Source organism: Mammaliicoccus fleurettii (assembly GCF_002018435.1).
In the GTDB taxonomy this organism is placed as follows: Bacteria; Bacillota; Bacilli; order Staphylococcales; family Staphylococcaceae; genus Mammaliicoccus; species Mammaliicoccus fleurettii.
In genome coordinates this window covers 130,543-146,465 of record NZ_MWJM01000001.1, presented here as the reverse complement: position 1 = coordinate 146,465, position 15,923 = coordinate 130,543, and the positions used below count along the sequence as shown (strand labels likewise).

Sequence of the window (15,923 nt, the reverse complement as noted above, 5' to 3'; positions counted from 1 at the left end):
ATCAACTCCTATACCTCAATTTAATAATGCAATAATAGAGATTACTAAACCTACTGCAGAAAATGCTAAAGGTAAAATTTTTGCTATCAGTTTATAATTTTTAGTTTTTAAATAAACAATACCTTTATCTCCGATAACGTACTCTACAATATCGATATTCTTTTCATCAACATGGTATGGCGTTCTAATTATGTGATTAAATATATATTTTTCAGAAAGTAGATAATTAAGAGTTTGATTTAAATGAATAAATGAGTTGTCAGGTAATAATTCTTTTAATTCATCGAAATCTGCCTTGGCAGTTTCTTTACCTTTATTATCTGATGACTTATAATTCTTTTCTTTTTTATATAAATATTTCAAAATATTCTTCGCATTTTTACTTAACATTTCATAACCTCTTTTTTATTTTTAATTATACTATATCGCTTCATTCTTTAACTCCCATAATTATTAAAGTTATGAATATAACTACAAATATTATTAGTCCGATAATCATAATAAAATCCCTATTAATATACCGATAATTACACCAGTAAGCGTCCCGATTATCAGTGATTTACAAACAAGTTTTTTCATGTACTCATCTGTAGCCTCTTGTTTTTTTCTTTCGTAAAAACTAATTATTTTTACATAACCCTCATGCATATCATCAACGACATTAGTTATGATTTTATCAACTTGTTCCTGAGTGTATGTCTTCATCAGCTACGCCCCATTCCACTGAAAAACGCTTCCGATTCTTTGTATTGATCTGTTTCTTCATAATCGATTGGCGCTTCCATAGTATCGTTCATAAAATAACGTTTTAACATTCCGTCTGATTCATAATCAATCGGTGGGTCTATCATGTCCTGCACACTTGCATATCTTTGGTAATGTTTCGTATATGCGTAAAGTCCGATTAGCGATATTAGTAATGTTAATAAATATATTTTCATTGTTTAGTCTCCAGTTCTTCAAAAGCATTTAGTAATATCATTTCTTCTACTTCGCTATCTACATCTGTTTCTACATTGGTTAAAGTTATAAATGTTATATATATTCCATTAGTGTCATATTGTCTTGTCATGCCACTTTTAATAAATATTTGATCAGTACCTTTTAATCTGTAATTTTGAGTTGGTGTGATTTTCATTGGTTAATCCTCCTTACTTAATTGATGTAACATTTTAGGTTTTTGCTCTTTACCTCTATAAATTTTGTAACAAGCTTTAGGTATTTCATAGTATTTATGGTCATCATAAAATACTGGGACACCATTTTTTATACACATATTATCTTCGGGATATAAACACACGATATATTCTGCTTCTTTCCGCATATCGTGGTTAGGATTACCTGATGGGAAGTGTTCAATAAACTCTATATAAGAACCATTCTCTAGTGTAATATCAAGCTTATCTATATTATATGAATGTGCTACCAACTCATCTTGGCCGGAATCTCCATAATAAATATTAATAGATTTCATTGCTTAGTCCCTCCATAACTTCTCAATATATTCATATGGTAATTTCAAATCGAACAATATAATGATTAATAAAATAATTAATATCCATAAAGTATTAACAATGATTGCTCTCATGTGATTAGTCCTCATTTTAATAAATCAAACACTGTCTTAATAAAGGCTATATACATTGCTATAAACAACACTGTAAATAGAGTGTGTTCTGTTAAATTTGTAATTATGTTAGCTTGCCAACGTTTTAGCCTATTCATTTCTTCAACACCTCTTTCACTCTTTCTAAAATATCTGGGTGACTTTCGCCACCCTTAATATCCACTTGATCCGAATCCGTTTGTTCCTCTTTCACTTTCACTCTCAAATTCCTCCACTACATTTACTTCTGGTGTAACGATTGGTACGATAACCAACTGTGCTATTTTGTCCCCTTTGTTGATTTTGTAAGTTTTACCTATTTCATAATCAACTTCTGGATTATTTAATAAATTGTCTCCAATATCATATAAAGGTTTCGAATATACAACTTCATAATTCCCTCTATCTATATATTGCTCATCATTCTTAATATTCACTTTCATATGTCCGTTATATCCTGCGTCTATTTTGCCTGTTTCAACGACTAAATCCGTTTTACTACTTACACCACTTCTGCTAGTCAATAGCCCTACATAGCCCTCTGGAATGTCAACTGCTATGTCTGTAGCAAGTATTATCTTCTCTTGTGGTTCAATCACAACTGTTTCTGCTGCATATATATCTAATCCTGCACTCACACCATATGCTCTAGTTGGTGTTGTTGCGTTGTCTGATAGTAATTTGATGTTTAATGATTCCATACCTAAAATAATGTGATTAAATCTTGATTCATTCGTACCGTATCCATCTTTTGCATATATTTTTTTCATGTTATTTGTCCTCCAAAATATCTCCATTTTTTTCAATACATTCTGTTTCACTCATGTTCAAGAAATCGTATATATGTTTATCGTGTATTACTTTGATTTGGTCGTAGGCTTTAGCTTTAGCGTAGACTTCTTTGAGTTCTTCATATTCCTTTTCAAGTTGAATAACTTCTACATAATCATCTAATTCTAAGTTCAATAATCTATTTTTAAGACTCTCCTCATATTTATACGTCATTACTCACTCACGCTCCCTGTTCATGTCATCAAGTAAATTGCTAAATTCATGTGTGCCGTCTAGTTGGTCCATTTGTAATAATGTTTGTCTTGTTACATTTAATGATATACTTTGTCTTTCAAGTTGATGCACTTTATAAGCATCATTTAATAAAATGAAGTATCGTATCTTTTCTTCCTTCAACGTCTGCCACACCTCTTTATATCCTCTATCCTTCATTAGTATCAGCCTCCAATTCATCGATAACAGCAATCATGCTATCATGTACTTCCTGTATATACTTTTCTATACTTACATCAACATATAAATCCCTTAAATCATGAGCTTCACTTTTTAAATACTTTATAACTTGTAATTTTTGTTCTTTGGTAGCCATGTTAATTCCCCTCCATATCATCAATAAAATGTACTAAATTGAAATATCTATGTTCACTTGGATTGGCTACTGCTTTGTGTCTGATATGGTTAACAAGAGTTTTATATTTTTTTCTTTCTTCCTGTACTTGCAGTTTTAGTGCTTCGTTCTCTTGTTCTAGCATTTGATTACCTAAAAAATGTTCGAATTTTTGATTTCTTTGATAATCAACATCTTTGATAAGTGAGTCCCTTTCTAACTTAAACTGATCACGCTCACGTTCTAACTCTGCAATTGATTGTGGTGTGTGCTTTATTGTTGGCATACTGTTTCCTCCTAAAATAGCTTTAATTGTTGACCCTCTACTAAATCTTTAACTTTTGGTTCACTATTAAAGAACTCGTGCATTTCTTCTTCTGAATCAAACACACATAAATGCATGTCCCATTCAGATACTTCAATGGTTTCAACCTGCCCGTTTTCAAATACAAGAACATAAATATAATTAGTGTTACCACCACGATTATAGTTTTTAACTGCTCTATCCATTTCTTTATCTGTGCAATACTTGAATCTTTTCATGTTGAGTAACTTCCTCCTCAATGACTTTTAATACTTCTTCGAATATCGCTTCTAACACTTGTACGACAATACTATTACCAGCTTGTTTATAGAGCGTTCCATTTGTTGTATTGTTTCTAGTTGGATGCTCGTTTGCTACTTTGTAATAGTCTTCATCTTCAAAGCCCATTAAACGCCAACACTCTAATTCAGTAAGCAATCTATATTGTTCGTTTCCGATTGGTACAATCCCACTATTAGGACATCTATTTTGTTTAGTTGTAATCGTCCAACAGTATTCTTCAATTGGTTTCAGTCCACCACCAAAGCCATTACGTTTGTTAATAGCTTTTAACATCGAGGGCGATTTGATTGTGTATTTATCATCAACATTTCTTTCTAATAAATCGTCTATATTTTTCATTGGTCTACCTTTCAATGTTGAGAAATCGAACCAATGACCATTTAACATACTTATTACAAATACGCGTTCTCGTTTTTGAGGTATACCAAATTCACGACTATCTAAAACTTCGTAATTGCTGGTATATCCTAGTCTTTCCATTTCTACAAAATACTTTTTAAAGTTATGGATCATATCTTTTGCTAATACACCTTTGACGTTTTCCCAAATAACAACTTTAGGTTTCCAATCACCCATGTTTTCAATAATTCGAATGGTTTCCCACATAAGTGATGAACGTGTTTTATCTTCGTCATTTCCACCTAATCTTGTTCCAGCACGACTGTAATCTTGGCATGGACTCCCATGAACTAAAATGTCGGGTTTAAGATTCCAACCAACTACTGATTGAGGTTGGTGAATGTGTTCATATAAAGCGTTGTACGTTCTTACTGACTTTTCATCTATTTCTACATAGTCTATTGCTTTGTGTGGATATCCTAGATTTAATAGCGCCTTTCTCGGCGCACCTATTCCACCTAACCAAACAACTCAAGTATTTTTACATGGTTGTTCATTTGGCATCACTCCTTATATATCAAAAATACTTAATTGATCGTTCAATTCTTGCTCTAATTTCAAATCATGTGTTGCTTTAAAATTTGCTAATTCACTATCAGTAAACTTGTACTCTTGCCTAACGAATGGCGTTTGTGGCATACCTAGTAATGTATTACTATCCTCACCAGGTATCACAGTGAACATTTTCCGACCGTCTGAATTGTATAAGTTGTATTTATTGAGGAATGGCATCTATTTACACCTCGATATGACGTTTGATAGGCACTATACGACCGTCAACTAATTCAGCGTGTCTAATATTTGATTCTTTATAGTTATATACATGCGCTTTTTTTATATCTTTAGTGAATTTAAAGTGATTATTTGAGCCAACTTCCTCAACGTACAAACCTTTTTTCACTTCGACGATGTAATGATTGTCTAATTCGACTTTGTTTTCACTTTCGATATACTGTACTTCTGGTGGTTCTGTATCTTCTTGTTCTAACTGGTTGAATAATCGTTTGCCTAATTTACTTAACTTTTTTATTTGTTGTTCTTCCGATAATTTTATAAGAGGTCTATAGTAATCTAGTTTGTTAATGCCAAAATCTTCATCTGTTTCTTTGGATATTCCTATATCGTCGTAATGGCTATCGCTACAATCAATCAAGTCAAAAATGTTATCACCTACATCTTTCAACGTTGCATAGAAATCGACTTTTTCACCATCTAATCTCAACACATGCACTCTATCTCCTGCTTTAAATTCCATCTTTATCCCTCCACATCAATTAGTTTTTCTTGTAACTTCACAATATTTAATCCAACTTTTGTAAGTTCAGAATCTTTGTATATCAGTTTTTGTCTGTTTAGTTTTAGTAATTCTGACCTTTTAACTAATACTAAATTGTCTAAATCAAAGTTACGTTTATTACCGTCTGCAAAAATAACGGCATGTTTATCTGGTTTAGATCCGTTAGCTTTTTCCCAAACTAATTCATGTTTAGGTCGCCACATTTCATTTCGAATACCTGTATCTTTGACTTTCACAAGAATATAACCATCTTTATTTTCTAAAACACTGCCAATCGGTCTTGTATTTGTAGGTTTATTACCTTTTTTAAACCAACCTTTTTCACTGCCTGGTACGTGTAATCCTTTCTTGCCTTTGTTCCAAGATACGTGACCATTTTGAAATCTTCCGTTTAATCCATTGCTCAACTTACTTCGTTTACAGAAAGCATGGATAGTTCTATCAGTTTTATTAGTCCCGAATTTTTGATTAAACATTGTAGCAAGTTCCTTATATGGCGTACCTTTGATGTTGTCTTTTAAAAACTGTAAATGTTCTTCTGTATAGAACCTAGCCATTTTTACCACCGTCCAGCATTTTAGGTAAATCTTGATTATTGAATCTGTCATCCATGAACTTTTGACTTTCTAGCACTAAACTACCGTTATCAATAATATTTTTAGCAATGCCCATTATTGCTTTCGATCTATTGATTTCTTCATGTAATTGCTCACCTTTTACGTCTTCATCACCTAAACGCTCCAACTGTTCGAATAAATGGTTATTTAAATCTCCTAATGTATTTCTCATATCCTTTTCCTCCTATAAATCAAATATGCTTAGTTGCTTTTTAATTGTTTTATCTTCTCTATGTTCAATTTGGTACTTTTTATTAATGAATCCTTTGAATTTCAGTAAATTTCCTTTTTCATCAGCTATTCTGTAAATATCTACGACATCAACGTCAACACGCCATTCGGTAATATTCCCTACACCATCTTTACCAACTTCGTAGCTTGAATTGTCGTCATGAATTTTGGTGATCATTTCGACCAGCTCCCACAACAATCCTCAAATAATTGTTGAGCATAATCTCCAAACTCTGTCTTTTGAGGTACTGTAAATAAATATGGTTTCTTAATTTTTAGTAGTTCTTGCTTTTTTAGTTCTTTGCGATTGCTTTCTTCTTCGATTTTTTTCTGCTTTCTTAATTTTTCTTTCTCATATTGTTCTCGTTTTGTTTTATTCCACGTTTCGCCTTGTGGCATCGAAATCGCAACTTCTCTAGGAACTCCATTTTTTATTCTTGAATTAACTTGTTTTCTAGTTAAGTTATTTCTTTCCATAATTTCTAATTCGATTTCTGTATATGGTTTTCTTTCTCTAACTGGTGTTGATTTCGCTTGTGAAACCGTCCAGCCTTTGTGTAATCGTTGATGAAATACTGAATCACTTATTCCTTTTTCTCTCGCATCCATCAAATCACTTTTTGTATATCTAGAAACACGCTCAATCTTTGGTGTGTACATAACCATTAATCCCACTCCTAATCCCTTTAAATTTGGTCGTTTAATTTATTCAAGTTCTTTCTGTTTGTTACCAGCCTTTGCTTTTCAACTGACATTGTTACTCTGATTTCATTTTCAGTAGTCATGCCGATGTATAGAATAAATCCAAATACGTCGTTTCTTCTTAAAAACCACTGCAAAGCATCTGTATCACTTATATAATGACCAGATAATTTAATACTTTTTAGAAACGTCTGAAATTGGTCAATTAACGGACGTTTTAATTTGTAATTTTGCTTAACTGCATCTGACAGTTTAAATAATGTTGTTGATGTCATTTCGCACCTCATCGAATAAAGGATATGTTCTAAAATCTAGTCGAACGGTAAATCAGATTCGTCGTATGAATTATTTCCATTCGAGAACGGATTATTGTGTTGGTCGTAATTCGTTTTATTTTGCCCTTTTTCAGCGTTTTGTTTGTTTTGGGTATTGTTGCCACTGTTTTGATAACTTGAGCCATTCTGATATGAATTTGAGCTATTTTGACTATCTTTAGGTTCTAAGAACTGAACGCTATCGCAAATCACTTCAGTAACGAATACTTTTTGTCCTTCTTTGTTTTCATAACTTCTACTTTGTAGCCTACCGTCAATACCTGTTAACTTTCCTTTTGATAAATATTGATTAACATTCTCGGCTTGTTTCTTGAATACAACGCAGTTGATATAATCTGCTTCTCTTTCACCCTGTGCGTTTGTAAACGTTCTGTTTATTGCTAATGTGAAACTAGCAAATTGCATACCACTTTGTGTAACTTTGAAATCTGGATCGCGTACTAATCTTCCTACACCTATAAATCGATTGATCATATTGTTATTTCCTCCAATGGTTTATTTACTATTATTGCTGGCGTTGTTTCTCTTTTGTGAATCTGCCTTGCCAATTCTTGCTTAATAGTTGATTGGTCAAAGTTACACATACTCATAAATTTTTGAGCATATACTTCACTACAATTTAACCGACTGATAATTGTTTTAATTGTTATCATGTTAGATTCCTAAATCCCTTCATTCGATGGTCGTCGCCTTCTAGTGTTATGCCAGTAGTATTAGACATTAACCGACTAAATAATCTTTGTTGGTCTTTTGTCTTCGTTAATTCCTTTAGAGATAAATTTGTTGTGATTATGTTATGTTTTCCAACTCTACTTTCAGCAATTTGAAATAGTTTTGACATTCCATAATCAGTTACATTCATACCAAAGTCATCAAACACCATTAAATCGACCTGACCTATCGCTTTTTCTAATTCCGATTCTGTAAATTGACTATCTTTATCAAAGGTGGATCTAAACTTAGAAATTAATTCAGTTAAATTAATGAATAACACTGAATAATTCTTATCTTTTACTTCTTTCAGAACTGACATTGCTAAATGTGATTTACCTAGTCCAAATGAACCTTGTAATAAAAGTGATTGTTTATTGTCTTGATTAAATGAACTAGCATATCTTTCGCAAATCACTTTTGCTTTTGCTTGATTCTCATTTTCTGGAATATATGTTTCAAATGATGCGTTTTTGGTTTCTTCATTTTCACTAGAAAAACTTAAAATTTTATTTATTTCTTTTTGATTTTGACGTTGTTTAAAGTTTTTAGTCATTTCTTTACCTTGCTCAATCATCTTGCAGTCACAACCTAGTCTGTACGAATAACCACTTTTAAATTGGTATTCCTCATAATCTCGACCACATTTATCGCACTTACCTTCACTAATTAATTTAGGCTGTGTTTTTTGTTCTAACTTATTTGCCAGTTTTGGATTGAATAAGCCATTCATCTAATCACCTCAATTATTCATGTATTTAAGATATGGATTATCTTCGTCTGCTACTTCTTCTTGTTTACTACGTTTTTTGTTTCTTGCTGATATATCTTCTACCGTTTTAACTCCATCGTGGTTCCATGATTTCAGTATTGAATTAACATAATTCCAGGTTGATACATTATTGTTTAACGCTTCTTTCATTGCTTCTATAACTATTTCATTACCGTTTTCTTTGAAGTCATCAATCCAACCTCCTATCTGTTCAGAGATATAAGGTTTAAGCATTCCAAAACCATTAGTTTGGTAGAAGTCGAACGGCGACTGCTGCTCACTACTACTGTCACTATTAGTACTATCATTATTAGTTGAATCATTATAAGTGCTATCATTATTAGTAGTGTTCGATTCTCCTACGTAGGTTTTTCCTATGTTGGAATTTCCTACGTTGGATTTACCTACATTGGATAATCGAATGTGGTTTGGGTGTTCAAATACTGAATACTCATATTCTTTTAATCTTCCCTTATCATCACGTTTTCTTGTTCTTCTTATATAGCCGACTTCTTCCAGTTCTTTGATACCACTTTTTAGACTACTAAGCCCGTCGCTAGTATGTTTTACTAATTCTGTTTCATATACTTGCCAATCATCTGGTCGACTAAGTAAATAAAGTAATATTCCTTTAGCTTTCCAACTGATTGTATTGTCGTGTATAAAATTTTTGTGAACAGTTACAAAATTACCCGACTCTTTATAAACTCTAAATATTGCCATTTGAATTCTCCTTTCTTAAAACCTTTTCTATCTCTAAAGAAATATGAATAGATTCAACATCTGAAATGTTTTCATTTTCAAATTCACGTTTTAATAATTTAGTAGTTACGCCTAGTTGTTTAATAAACATTCTTCTTTGATGAAACTTTTCTAAATTAGATTCTCTTGTTATTAATTCACCCATACTGATGTTGAAGTAATCGCATAGTTTCTCGATAGTTGAAAACTTAATGCTTTGAGCTTCGTCTTTTAAAATTGCTAATAATGTTGGTTTTGATATACCTGTAGCAATAGATATATCAGTTTGTGTCACGCCTTTTTCTTCCATTAATTCTTTCAACCTGCAATGAATCATATTAACGCTCCTTTCTTATAAATATTTGAAGTCAAAAAGTTGGTCTACAGTAACGTTTAAAGCTTTTGTTATTTTGTCCAACGTTTCGAATTTAACCATTTTTGATTGACCTTTTATTAACGGCGTTAATGTACTTCTTGCGATACCAGTATCTTTAGATAAATCGGTTATATTTTTTTTGGTTTTCACCATATATATTTTGATATTTGTTGATAAAACTTCGTTTGAGTCCATTACTATTCTCCTTTCTTAAAATACATATACTGGTCTTCCTGTTACTTTTTGAATTGATTTTTTAAATAGTTCTTCGTCTGAATTGCTATCTGATAAATGGATCAAGTACGTTTCTTTCAATATCGATAAATCACAATCTTTAATAAAATCAATTACGTTTTCTAAACTGAAATGACTTTTTCTGATTCTCTTTTTTAACGAATGATTCAATACACCTGTTTCAACATTTCTATTCAATATTTCAATGCTGTTATTACATTCAATTAATAGGTGTGTAAGTCCTGTAAACTTATACTTGATGTAATAGGTATCAGTCGCAAACAGTAGCTTGTCGCCACTGTCTGACTGAATGAGATACCCTAATGGTTGTCCTGTATCGTGCTGCACATCAAATGGTAATATCGTAAAAGTACCAATTCTAAAATGTTCTAATGGTTGAATACCTTTTAATCTGAAGTTGTTATAACGCTTGTCTGTTTCAATAAGTTCTTCTCTTTCTATTTCTCCGATATAACAATTAATGCCGTAGTTCATCACTTCTTTTAATCCTTTGATATGATCCATGTGCCTATGACTGATTAAACATGCTGATATGTTTTTTAATTGATAATTCAATGCTTGTTGTATCTTTTTGAAGTTAAAGCCACATTCTAGAAGTAATTCAGTATGTCCGTCTGTAATGTGGTAGCAGTTCCCATTAGAACCACTACCTATACAATTAATTTTCATTACCGAATAATCCTTCATCGAATATTGATTGCTTAGTTTGTTTAGGCTCTTTTACTTCTTCAAATTGAGCAGATTCAACTTCAACTTTTTCTTTCTCTATTGGTTTTTCTACTTTTTGAGGTTCTTCTTTCGGAATATCTATAGCAGTTTTATTAGCATTTTGATTAATTTCTTGTTGTACATCATCATTCACATTGATTGGGTGATTACTTTCTTCTTCTGTATACATAGCACCTAGATTCTCTGGGAATGCTTCACGTAACGCATTTACAATAGCTGTTTTTCTAATCATTGTGAGTGGCATTTGTTTCCATGTAGATTGTTTCTTGTCGTATTCTTCTACCGATACTTTTGATACAACTGGGATATCTCTATCAGCTCTGTAAACTTTTGCCCAACCACCGATTAAAATATCGTTTTTAAGTTTTACTGCACCTTCTATTTCGTGTAATTCGTTGTTTCTTTCTACAATAATGCCTGCTTCAATACCTTTGTATTTAGCGTTTGATTCAGCACGTTTCATGAACGCTTCTTTACCTACTATGATTTGAGCATCTCCACCAAATTTCACAAGGTAGGCTTCATTTAAGAACGGGTTTAATTTTTGATATTTACAAAGTGATAAGAACATCATAATTTCTTGATCGTTCACTTCTTTGTTACCTCTAACTAAATATTTTTTAATTATGCCTGGAGATAGTTTCACCGTTTCTCCATTAACCTCATAAGTTGTACTCATTTTTTCTGCTACTTGATTTTGATTTGTCATTTTAAATTCCTCCATTTTTTTATTAAATTACTTGTACTGTTAATTCTTTGTCTTCTTTACTAACTTCTAGTTGAATCTGTTGTGATGTTGTTTTATGAACATCTGTAACCGATTCAGCATTATCTATCATGATTGGTGCATAGAAATCATAGTGTTTAGATAAAGCGTTGATGATGTCTAAACCTACATTGATTCTTGCTGCGTTATTTAATCCACTATCGTATGGAACACCGTTATGCATAGCGATACAAACATCTTCAACACCTTCGTTGATTAAAACGTTGAATAACTTAAAGTTCGTTATTTCAAACTTGTCATTAATTGAACTTTCCATAAGATTTACTTTCTGTTTCGTAAATTCTTCTGTTAAGAATGTTGCATGTTCTAATTCGTTGTATTCTTGCGCTAGTTGTTCTTGTTTACTTTCTAATTCGTTAATACGATCAGTTGCACGTTTATTTACATTGATATCATCTAGTTTTTGTTTAATATCTTCTTGTTGATTAATTAAAGGTTCTTTTTTGTTCTTAATAAGGCTTTCAACGTCTTCATTTAAACTTTGGATAGATTGTTCCTTTTGTTCTTTAAGTGCTTGAATTTCACTATCTAATTGCTTGTAATCGTCTGTATCTTCAACTTTTGTGTTATTACTTTCTAAAACTTTGATTTCTTCTTTTAAGCTTTCTAAAGTTTTCTTATCTTCTTCAATTTCTTTTTTGAGTTTTTCAATAGATTCTTCAATTTCATTGTTTTGTTCAGATAGGTAATTAACTCTGTTTCTAATTTCAATACCATCTGATTGAATTCTCTCTAACTTTTGTGACTTATCAACGTTGTAACTTTCTTGCATTTTCTTTATGGCTTGTTCTTGCATATGTGCTGGTATATCTTGGCCACAACAATCACATGCCGTTGCAGTTGAGAACTCTTTTTCTTCATTTACTAACTCTTTATGCATTTTTCCTAAACTCTTAAACTTTTCGTTCTGTTCTTCCAGTTCGCTTTCGTTACTTCGATGTTCAGAATATAGGTTATTTAAATCTCTTTTTTTAACTGCTATCGCTCTTTCGTGTTCTGATTCTTGATTGATCAATGAAGTTAATTTTCTTCTGCTATCACTGTTGTGATTATCTATCAGATACTGAACCTCTAATTGTTTAGACTTGATATTCTTATCAATCTTTCCGACTGATAAACCGTTTTCTATATCTTTGATTTGTTCATCAACTGACTTGATTTCATTGTTTATATCCGTTAATTCTTTATCTAATTTAGTCTTATCGTATTTTTGAATGTCTGGCATATTATGATTAATTTCATCAACTCTTACTGGTATTGCTTTTAAATCTTCATTGATTGCTTTTTTATTTCTCGCTATTCTCATTTTGAAATCATCAAGTGATCCATCACCCAATAACTTTTTAAGTTCTTTTAACTTGTCATCTGATTTAATTACATCTTCGTCCGTTACTTCATCTACTAAACTCATTAGTATTTTTTTGCGTTCATCTTGTTTCAAACTGTTGAACCAAAAAGGATTAGTTGTTAATTTGAATATTTGTTCATCACTGATTATTGAATTAATAAATTCATTGAAGTCTTTTAATTTCTTTGGTGTGAGTTCTTCTTTAGAAGCACCTAATTCGTATACAGTTTCATGTCCTGTAAAACTTGCTTTTGCTTGTCCTCGTTTACGAGTCCATTTTTCTGAATAAGTTTTTTTAATATGATGTTCTTTTCCATCAATATTCAATACTGCATAAACACTATGTTTTAAGTTGTTGATTTCTTCGCCTGCGTTATCTAATGTTTTAATGGCAAACTTGGTAGCACCTTTACTATCTTTATTGAAAAGTAACCAATAGAACGCATCTGCAATTGTTGTCTTACCTGTGTTGTTCTCACCTTTAACCACAATGTCTTTTCCATCTGTGTTTAGTTCAAAGTGTTTAGCGCCTTTAAAGTTATCTAGCACTAATTTAATTAACTTAATTTTCATATCCATATCCTCCTGTGGTATAATAGTTACAAATAATATTTCTTAGTCGGACACCTTTGTTGAGGTGTCTTTTTTTAGTCGAATAAATCATGGTTCCAATTTCTACTGGTCAAGTAGTTGTACAGTCTTTCATTTTCGGTCGTGTTTTCTAACAAGTAATCATTAATCATTGCTACAATGTTTTCTTTTTGCGTTTCATAATCATCAGCTGATGAGAAACAAGCTGAAACTACCGTTCTTTCTGTTTTTTTGCACGTAATTTTCATATCAATATAGTCACCGTAATAACCAATTTCTTTTTCAAACCAAAAACCCTGTAACTGAAAATTACTATTTCGTTTTTCTCCAACTTCTAACATTTAGATCCCTCCTTTAAATATCTTCTTCGCTTTTTAACTCATTAAATAAGTGATCGAACATTTCAAAAAATAATATCGTTACTAGCCAGAACATAAATGAATGTTCTATAGGCGTTACTGAAAAACTAGCTACAATAAAAAATTCAATTACAATTACTAAAGTTAATATTGGGTACTTTAAGATGTTCATTTAACCCCTCCTAGATTCTTCTTTCCATTTTTAATTTCTGTTCATGTGCTTTAACTACATCCCTTGGATTTTGATGAATGTGTTCACAAGTTTTATTTATAAACATCTGCCCTTGAAATAATACGTCCCTACATTCAGACATCGTTTCTAATACGCTTTCTTTCTCTTCTCTATTCATGAATTCGGGTCTTTTACTAAAATCAGCCCTTTTTAGTGACTCTATTGCTTCATACATTTCTACTATTAATTGTTCTTTGATTAATCCTGGGTGGTCGTAATACACACGATCACTGTGTGCTGGTGTTGAAAAGCCATCTGAAAACTCATTTAAGGTATCAGTTACAAATACACCATCATTACTATTTGTTGCTAATGCTTTATATGTGTCTGATGATATGTTTCTTTGACCGTTAACCATCATTGACATATTACTTTTAGTTGTTAGTCCTATATCTGCTAAACGTTGTTGAGTCATTCCTGTTCGTTCTATTTGTCTTCTAATTATGTGTGTCATGTTGTATACCTACTTTCTATAATCTATATTTAAAAATCGCCTGTTTGGTTAACTGTTCTGTCTTTAAAGTTCACATCAAGTGATGTATTATTTAGTTATCATCATTTGGTCGAATAAATGATGTGTTCTAAAATCTCAATTTGGTCGTTGAGTGTAACTGGACTAGGTTTGGTCACCTAGTTCAGTTATTTTTTTATGCAATCTCACTTGATAATTGAGCTTCATATCCTTTTTCTGAAAGAATTTCATGTATTTTTAAACGTCCCTTTTGAGTCCATTTAGTTTGTAACTTAGTATCATTTCTTCCGTCAGTACGAACTATTGAAATAGTATTAGATTTTGTTAATCCTTTATTCATGTGTTCTTTATACAAAATCCATTGATCTCCAACTTTTCTTTGCAATCTTGCTTCGTTTAGTATTTTGTTTAATTTAGTTGCTGATAATCCATAATCGGCTGCTATTTGTGTAACTGTCATTGTTCCATTACTTTTAAGAATTTCATCAACATAATCGGCTTTTGGTTTTAACTCCCCAATTTCTTGTTCAAGCATTAATTTTTCTTGTTGCTCTTCAATCCAACGTTTAGCTCTTTGTACGGGATCTTCAATCATGTAACTATCAGATGAAGTAATTGCAGTCTGTTTGATTTGTTCTTGCATTTGATAAAACGCATCTACATAAGTTGCAGTGAATAAAATTCCTTTCTCTCCAGTCATTTTGTTTGCTACCATGTCGCAACCTTTTTTAGTTAGAAGATAGTGTTTATAAGATTTATTATTACCTTTAGTTTTATAAGTGCTTTCTATGAAATAATTCTGAGAACTCAATTTTGAGTTTTGAGAAATTACACTTTCATAATTCTCAATATCTCTTACTAAATTTGCATGCCGTTTTCCAACCATTTCTGCTATTTCTCTGCTATCTACATATAATTCTTTGTTTTGTTCAATCACTTTTAAATTTGTTGTCATTTGAATGACCTCCTAATTTTTTGTAGATTTATTATTTTGATTTGATACAATTAAATTAATTTATTATGAAAGGTGGTGAAATTTATGAATAATAATGTAAGTACTCAAGCGTTTGACTTTGGATGTGCGTATATTCAAACATTGCCTCATGTTCAAAATCGTGATGAGTTTGGAACAAATGAAGAATATACAGATTATTTGAATCATCGTAGAGAAATTTATTTCAATGAATATTTGGATGCAACATCATATGCTCATGAACAATTCAAGAATTTACAAACAAAAAACGATGATGTTCAAGATTAAGTTTGAGAATTTCGATATTTAGTTAGTGCATCACCACTTATTGATACATCGCTTGTTTTGATGTGAATTTTTGATTTTCTAGCACTTCTAATCTCC

General features: G+C 31.5%; 33 protein-coding genes. 1 reads left to right on the top strand and 32 read right to left on the bottom strand.

Going from position 1 to position 15,923, the window contains the following annotated elements:
• Nucleotides 1-15: 15 nt before the first annotated feature.
• The 32 genes from B2G86_RS00775 to B2G86_RS00630 all read right to left on the bottom strand — a co-directional run bounded on the left by B2G86_RS00775 (nucleotide 16) and on the right by B2G86_RS00630 (nucleotide 15,521).
• Nucleotides 16-390 carry a hypothetical protein gene (locus tag B2G86_RS00775; protein WP_078356228.1) on the bottom strand — a complete coding sequence of 125 codons (375 nt, stop codon included), beginning with the start codon at nucleotides 388-390 and terminating at the stop codon, nucleotides 16-18.
• A 105-nt stretch (nucleotides 391-495) separates the two neighbouring features.
• The gene (locus B2G86_RS00770; protein ID WP_078356227.1) at nucleotides 496-705 is read right to left on the bottom strand and encodes a hypothetical protein; all 210 of its coding nucleotides are present in this window, start codon (nucleotides 703-705) and stop codon (nucleotides 496-498) included.
• Entirely contained in the window at nucleotides 705-941 is a 237-nt protein-coding gene (locus B2G86_RS00765) for a hypothetical protein (protein WP_078356226.1), read from the bottom strand. The genes B2G86_RS00770 and B2G86_RS00765 overlap by 1 nt, the downstream gene beginning before the upstream one ends.
• On the bottom strand, nucleotides 938-1,138 hold the full coding sequence (locus B2G86_RS00760; protein ID WP_078356225.1) for a hypothetical protein: 201 nt from the start codon (nucleotides 1,136-1,138) through the stop codon (nucleotides 938-940). The genes B2G86_RS00765 and B2G86_RS00760 overlap by 4 nt, the downstream gene beginning before the upstream one ends.
• Before the next feature lie 3 nt (nucleotides 1,139-1,141).
• Nucleotides 1,142-1,474: a hypothetical protein gene (locus B2G86_RS00755; protein WP_078356224.1), complete on the bottom strand. Its 333-nt coding sequence runs from the start codon at nucleotides 1,472-1,474 to the stop codon at nucleotides 1,142-1,144.
• Nucleotides 1,475-1,599: 125 nt separating this feature from the next.
• Nucleotides 1,600-1,725, bottom strand: coding sequence for a hypothetical protein (locus B2G86_RS13540; RefSeq protein WP_274534936.1), 126 nt, complete (start codon nucleotides 1,723-1,725; stop codon nucleotides 1,600-1,602).
• A 54-nt stretch (nucleotides 1,726-1,779) separates the two neighbouring features.
• On the bottom strand, nucleotides 1,780-2,307 hold the full coding sequence (locus B2G86_RS00750; protein ID WP_078356374.1) for a dCTP deaminase/dUTPase family protein: 528 nt from the start codon (nucleotides 2,305-2,307) through the stop codon (nucleotides 1,780-1,782).
• A gap of 70 nt (nucleotides 2,308-2,377) precedes the next feature.
• Nucleotides 2,378-2,611 carry a hypothetical protein gene (locus tag B2G86_RS00745; RefSeq protein WP_078356223.1) on the bottom strand — a complete coding sequence of 78 codons (234 nt, stop codon included), beginning with the start codon at nucleotides 2,609-2,611 and terminating at the stop codon, nucleotides 2,378-2,380.
• Nucleotides 2,612-2,614: 3 nt separating this feature from the next.
• Nucleotides 2,615-2,830: a hypothetical protein gene (locus B2G86_RS00740; RefSeq protein WP_078356222.1), complete on the bottom strand. Its 216-nt coding sequence runs from the start codon at nucleotides 2,828-2,830 to the stop codon at nucleotides 2,615-2,617.
• Nucleotides 2,820-2,987, bottom strand: a complete 168-nt coding sequence (locus B2G86_RS13260; RefSeq protein ID WP_158079011.1) for a hypothetical protein — start codon at nucleotides 2,985-2,987, stop codon at nucleotides 2,820-2,822. The genes B2G86_RS00740 and B2G86_RS13260 overlap by 11 nt, the downstream gene beginning before the upstream one ends.
• A gap of 1 nt (nucleotide 2,988) precedes the next feature.
• Nucleotides 2,989-3,291, bottom strand: a complete 303-nt coding sequence (locus B2G86_RS00735; RefSeq protein WP_078356221.1) for a hypothetical protein — start codon at nucleotides 3,289-3,291, stop codon at nucleotides 2,989-2,991.
• 11 nt (nucleotides 3,292-3,302) lie between these two features.
• Nucleotides 3,303-3,548, bottom strand: coding sequence for a hypothetical protein (locus tag B2G86_RS00730; RefSeq protein ID WP_078356220.1), 246 nt, complete (start codon nucleotides 3,546-3,548; stop codon nucleotides 3,303-3,305).
• On the bottom strand, nucleotides 3,520-4,464 hold the full coding sequence (locus B2G86_RS00725; RefSeq protein WP_476638784.1) for a DNA cytosine methyltransferase: 945 nt from the start codon (nucleotides 4,462-4,464) through the stop codon (nucleotides 3,520-3,522). Before B2G86_RS00725 ends, B2G86_RS00730 begins: the two co-directional genes overlap by 29 nt.
• A 57-nt stretch (nucleotides 4,465-4,521) precedes the next feature.
• Entirely contained in the window at nucleotides 4,522-4,743 is a 222-nt protein-coding gene (locus B2G86_RS00720; protein ID WP_078356219.1) for a DUF3269 family protein, read from the bottom strand.
• A gap of 4 nt (nucleotides 4,744-4,747) precedes the next feature.
• Nucleotides 4,748-5,266, bottom strand: coding sequence for a hypothetical protein (locus B2G86_RS00715; RefSeq protein ID WP_078356218.1), 519 nt, complete (start codon nucleotides 5,264-5,266; stop codon nucleotides 4,748-4,750).
• A gap of 2 nt (nucleotides 5,267-5,268) precedes the next feature.
• Complete coding sequence (locus B2G86_RS00710) at nucleotides 5,269-5,865, bottom strand: HNH endonuclease signature motif containing protein (RefSeq protein ID WP_158079009.1); 597 nt, start codon at nucleotides 5,863-5,865, stop codon at nucleotides 5,269-5,271.
• Nucleotides 5,858-6,097, bottom strand: a complete 240-nt coding sequence (locus B2G86_RS00705; protein ID WP_078356216.1) for a hypothetical protein — start codon at nucleotides 6,095-6,097, stop codon at nucleotides 5,858-5,860. The genes B2G86_RS00710 and B2G86_RS00705 overlap by 8 nt, the downstream gene beginning before the upstream one ends.
• A gap of 12 nt (nucleotides 6,098-6,109) precedes the next feature.
• A complete protein-coding gene (locus tag B2G86_RS00700) occupies nucleotides 6,110-6,334 on the bottom strand; it encodes a hypothetical protein (protein WP_078356215.1) in 225 nt (74 codons plus the stop codon).
• Nucleotides 6,331-6,822, bottom strand: a complete 492-nt coding sequence (locus B2G86_RS00695; protein ID WP_078356214.1) for an SA1788 family PVL leukocidin-associated protein — start codon at nucleotides 6,820-6,822, stop codon at nucleotides 6,331-6,333. The genes B2G86_RS00700 and B2G86_RS00695 overlap by 4 nt, the downstream gene beginning before the upstream one ends.
• Nucleotides 6,823-6,842: 20 nt before the next feature.
• The gene (locus tag B2G86_RS00690; protein ID WP_078356213.1) at nucleotides 6,843-7,133 is read right to left on the bottom strand and encodes a hypothetical protein; all 291 of its coding nucleotides are present in this window, start codon (nucleotides 7,131-7,133) and stop codon (nucleotides 6,843-6,845) included.
• A gap of 36 nt (nucleotides 7,134-7,169) precedes the next feature.
• Nucleotides 7,170-7,667, bottom strand: a complete 498-nt coding sequence (ssb, locus tag B2G86_RS00685; protein ID WP_078356212.1) for a single-stranded DNA-binding protein — start codon at nucleotides 7,665-7,667, stop codon at nucleotides 7,170-7,172.
• A gap of 175 nt (nucleotides 7,668-7,842) precedes the next feature.
• A complete protein-coding gene (locus B2G86_RS00675) occupies nucleotides 7,843-8,637 on the bottom strand; it encodes an ATP-binding protein (protein ID WP_078356210.1) in 795 nt (264 codons plus the stop codon).
• 9 nt (nucleotides 8,638-8,646) lie between these two features.
• On the bottom strand, nucleotides 8,647-9,399 hold the full coding sequence (locus tag B2G86_RS00670) for a DnaD domain protein (protein WP_078356209.1): 753 nt from the start codon (nucleotides 9,397-9,399) through the stop codon (nucleotides 8,647-8,649).
• Complete coding sequence (locus B2G86_RS00665; RefSeq protein WP_078356208.1) at nucleotides 9,386-9,754, bottom strand: helix-turn-helix domain-containing protein; 369 nt, start codon at nucleotides 9,752-9,754, stop codon at nucleotides 9,386-9,388. Before B2G86_RS00665 ends, B2G86_RS00670 begins: the two co-directional genes overlap by 14 nt.
• Before the next feature lie 15 nt (nucleotides 9,755-9,769).
• Nucleotides 9,770-9,988, bottom strand: a complete 219-nt coding sequence (locus B2G86_RS00660; RefSeq protein ID WP_078356207.1) for a helix-turn-helix domain-containing protein — start codon at nucleotides 9,986-9,988, stop codon at nucleotides 9,770-9,772.
• Nucleotides 9,989-10,003: 15 nt separating this feature from the next.
• Nucleotides 10,004-10,717, bottom strand: coding sequence for an MBL fold metallo-hydrolase (locus B2G86_RS00655; protein ID WP_241837728.1), 714 nt, complete (start codon nucleotides 10,715-10,717; stop codon nucleotides 10,004-10,006).
• Nucleotides 10,707-11,486: a phage recombination protein Bet gene (gene bet, locus B2G86_RS00650; protein WP_078356205.1), complete on the bottom strand. Its 780-nt coding sequence runs from the start codon at nucleotides 11,484-11,486 to the stop codon at nucleotides 10,707-10,709. The genes B2G86_RS00655 and bet overlap by 11 nt, the downstream gene beginning before the upstream one ends.
• A gap of 22 nt (nucleotides 11,487-11,508) precedes the next feature.
• The gene (locus B2G86_RS00645; RefSeq protein ID WP_078356204.1) at nucleotides 11,509-13,485 is read right to left on the bottom strand and encodes an AAA family ATPase; all 1,977 of its coding nucleotides are present in this window, start codon (nucleotides 13,483-13,485) and stop codon (nucleotides 11,509-11,511) included.
• Between the two features lie 74 nt (nucleotides 13,486-13,559).
• The gene (locus tag B2G86_RS00640; RefSeq protein ID WP_078356203.1) at nucleotides 13,560-13,844 is read right to left on the bottom strand and encodes a hypothetical protein; all 285 of its coding nucleotides are present in this window, start codon (nucleotides 13,842-13,844) and stop codon (nucleotides 13,560-13,562) included.
• Nucleotides 13,845-13,857: 13 nt separating this feature from the next.
• Entirely contained in the window at nucleotides 13,858-14,034 is a 177-nt protein-coding gene (locus tag B2G86_RS13255) for a hypothetical protein (RefSeq protein WP_158079008.1), read from the bottom strand.
• A 10-nt stretch (nucleotides 14,035-14,044) separates the two neighbouring features.
• On the bottom strand, nucleotides 14,045-14,548 hold the full coding sequence (locus B2G86_RS00635; RefSeq protein ID WP_078356202.1) for a helix-turn-helix domain-containing protein: 504 nt from the start codon (nucleotides 14,546-14,548) through the stop codon (nucleotides 14,045-14,047).
• A gap of 193 nt (nucleotides 14,549-14,741) precedes the next feature.
• Nucleotides 14,742-15,521: a Rha family transcriptional regulator gene (locus B2G86_RS00630; RefSeq protein WP_078356201.1), complete on the bottom strand. Its 780-nt coding sequence runs from the start codon at nucleotides 15,519-15,521 to the stop codon at nucleotides 14,742-14,744.
• 84 nt (nucleotides 15,522-15,605) lie between these two features.
• Here B2G86_RS00630 and B2G86_RS00625 point away from each other — a divergent pair, with 84 nt between their 5' ends.
• A complete protein-coding gene (locus tag B2G86_RS00625) occupies nucleotides 15,606-15,827 on the top strand; it encodes a hypothetical protein (protein ID WP_078356200.1) in 222 nt (73 codons plus the stop codon).
• Nucleotides 15,828-15,923: the final 96 nt, after the last annotated feature.

Excerpts from the sequence above, each read along its gene's own strand:
- bet (WP_078356205.1), bottom strand. The coding sequence starts at position 11,486 with ATGACAAATCAAAATCAAGTAGCAGAAAAAATGAGTACAACTTATGAG.
- B2G86_RS00705 (WP_078356216.1), bottom strand. The coding sequence starts at position 6,097 with ATGAGAAATACATTAGGAGATTTAAATAACCATTTATTCGAACAGTTG.
- B2G86_RS00765 (WP_078356226.1), bottom strand. The coding sequence starts at position 941 with ATGAAAATATATTTATTAACATTACTAATATCGCTAATCGGACTTTAC.
- B2G86_RS00775 (WP_078356228.1), bottom strand. The coding sequence starts at position 390 with ATGTTAAGTAAAAATGCGAAGAATATTTTGAAATATTTATATAAAAAA.
- B2G86_RS00745 (WP_078356223.1), bottom strand. The coding sequence starts at position 2,611 with ATGACGTATAAATATGAGGAGAGTCTTAAAAATAGATTATTGAACTTA.
- B2G86_RS00755 (WP_078356224.1), bottom strand. The coding sequence starts at position 1,474 with ATGAAATCTATTAATATTTATTATGGAGATTCCGGCCAAGATGAGTTG.
- B2G86_RS00750 (WP_078356374.1), bottom strand. The coding sequence starts at position 2,307 with ATGGAATCATTAAACATCAAATTACTATCAGACAACGCAACAACACCA.
- B2G86_RS13540 (WP_274534936.1), bottom strand. The coding sequence starts at position 1,725 with ATGAATAGGCTAAAACGTTGGCAAGCTAACATAATTACAAATTTAACA.
- B2G86_RS00625 (WP_078356200.1), top strand. The coding sequence starts at position 15,606 with ATGAATAATAATGTAAGTACTCAAGCGTTTGACTTTGGATGTGCGTAT.
- B2G86_RS00630 (WP_078356201.1), bottom strand. The coding sequence starts at position 15,521 with ATGACAACAAATTTAAAAGTGATTGAACAAAACAAAGAATTATATGTA.
- B2G86_RS00640 (WP_078356203.1), bottom strand. The coding sequence starts at position 13,844 with ATGTTAGAAGTTGGAGAAAAACGAAATAGTAATTTTCAGTTACAGGGT.
- B2G86_RS00710 (WP_158079009.1), bottom strand. The coding sequence starts at position 5,865 with ATGGCTAGGTTCTATACAGAAGAACATTTACAGTTTTTAAAAGACAAC.
- B2G86_RS00740 (WP_078356222.1), bottom strand. The coding sequence starts at position 2,830 with ATGAAGGATAGAGGATATAAAGAGGTGTGGCAGACGTTGAAGGAAGAA.
- B2G86_RS00735 (WP_078356221.1), bottom strand. The coding sequence starts at position 3,291 with ATGCCAACAATAAAGCACACACCACAATCAATTGCAGAGTTAGAACGT.
- B2G86_RS00715 (WP_078356218.1), bottom strand. The coding sequence starts at position 5,266 with ATGGAATTTAAAGCAGGAGATAGAGTGCATGTGTTGAGATTAGATGGT.
- B2G86_RS00695 (WP_078356214.1), bottom strand. The coding sequence starts at position 6,822 with ATGGTTATGTACACACCAAAGATTGAGCGTGTTTCTAGATATACAAAA.
- B2G86_RS00655 (WP_241837728.1), bottom strand. The coding sequence starts at position 10,717 with ATGAAAATTAATTGTATAGGTAGTGGTTCTAATGGGAACTGCTACCAC.
- ssb (WP_078356212.1), bottom strand. The coding sequence starts at position 7,667 with ATGATCAATCGATTTATAGGTGTAGGAAGATTAGTACGCGATCCAGAT.
- B2G86_RS00690 (WP_078356213.1), bottom strand. The coding sequence starts at position 7,133 with ATGACATCAACAACATTATTTAAACTGTCAGATGCAGTTAAGCAAAAT.
- B2G86_RS00675 (WP_078356210.1), bottom strand. The coding sequence starts at position 8,637 with ATGAATGGCTTATTCAATCCAAAACTGGCAAATAAGTTAGAACAAAAA.
- B2G86_RS13255 (WP_158079008.1), bottom strand. The coding sequence starts at position 14,034 with ATGAACATCTTAAAGTACCCAATATTAACTTTAGTAATTGTAATTGAA.
- B2G86_RS00665 (WP_078356208.1), bottom strand. The coding sequence starts at position 9,754 with ATGATTCATTGCAGGTTGAAAGAATTAATGGAAGAAAAAGGCGTGACA.
- B2G86_RS00645 (WP_078356204.1), bottom strand. The coding sequence starts at position 13,485 with ATGAAAATTAAGTTAATTAAATTAGTGCTAGATAACTTTAAAGGCGCT.
- B2G86_RS00670 (WP_078356209.1), bottom strand. The coding sequence starts at position 9,399 with ATGGCAATATTTAGAGTTTATAAAGAGTCGGGTAATTTTGTAACTGTT.
- B2G86_RS13260 (WP_158079011.1), bottom strand. The coding sequence starts at position 2,987 with ATGGCTACCAAAGAACAAAAATTACAAGTTATAAAGTATTTAAAAAGT.
- B2G86_RS00700 (WP_078356215.1), bottom strand. The coding sequence starts at position 6,334 with ATGATCACCAAAATTCATGACGACAATTCAAGCTACGAAGTTGGTAAA.
- B2G86_RS00660 (WP_078356207.1), bottom strand. The coding sequence starts at position 9,988 with ATGGACTCAAACGAAGTTTTATCAACAAATATCAAAATATATATGGTG.
- B2G86_RS00720 (WP_078356219.1), bottom strand. The coding sequence starts at position 4,743 with ATGCCATTCCTCAATAAATACAACTTATACAATTCAGACGGTCGGAAA.
- B2G86_RS00635 (WP_078356202.1), bottom strand. The coding sequence starts at position 14,548 with ATGACACACATAATTAGAAGACAAATAGAACGAACAGGAATGACTCAA.
- B2G86_RS00770 (WP_078356227.1), bottom strand. The coding sequence starts at position 705 with ATGAAGACATACACTCAGGAACAAGTTGATAAAATCATAACTAATGTC.
- B2G86_RS00730 (WP_078356220.1), bottom strand. The coding sequence starts at position 3,548 with ATGAAAAGATTCAAGTATTGCACAGATAAAGAAATGGATAGAGCAGTT.
- B2G86_RS00760 (WP_078356225.1), bottom strand. The coding sequence starts at position 1,138 with ATGAAAATCACACCAACTCAAAATTACAGATTAAAAGGTACTGATCAA.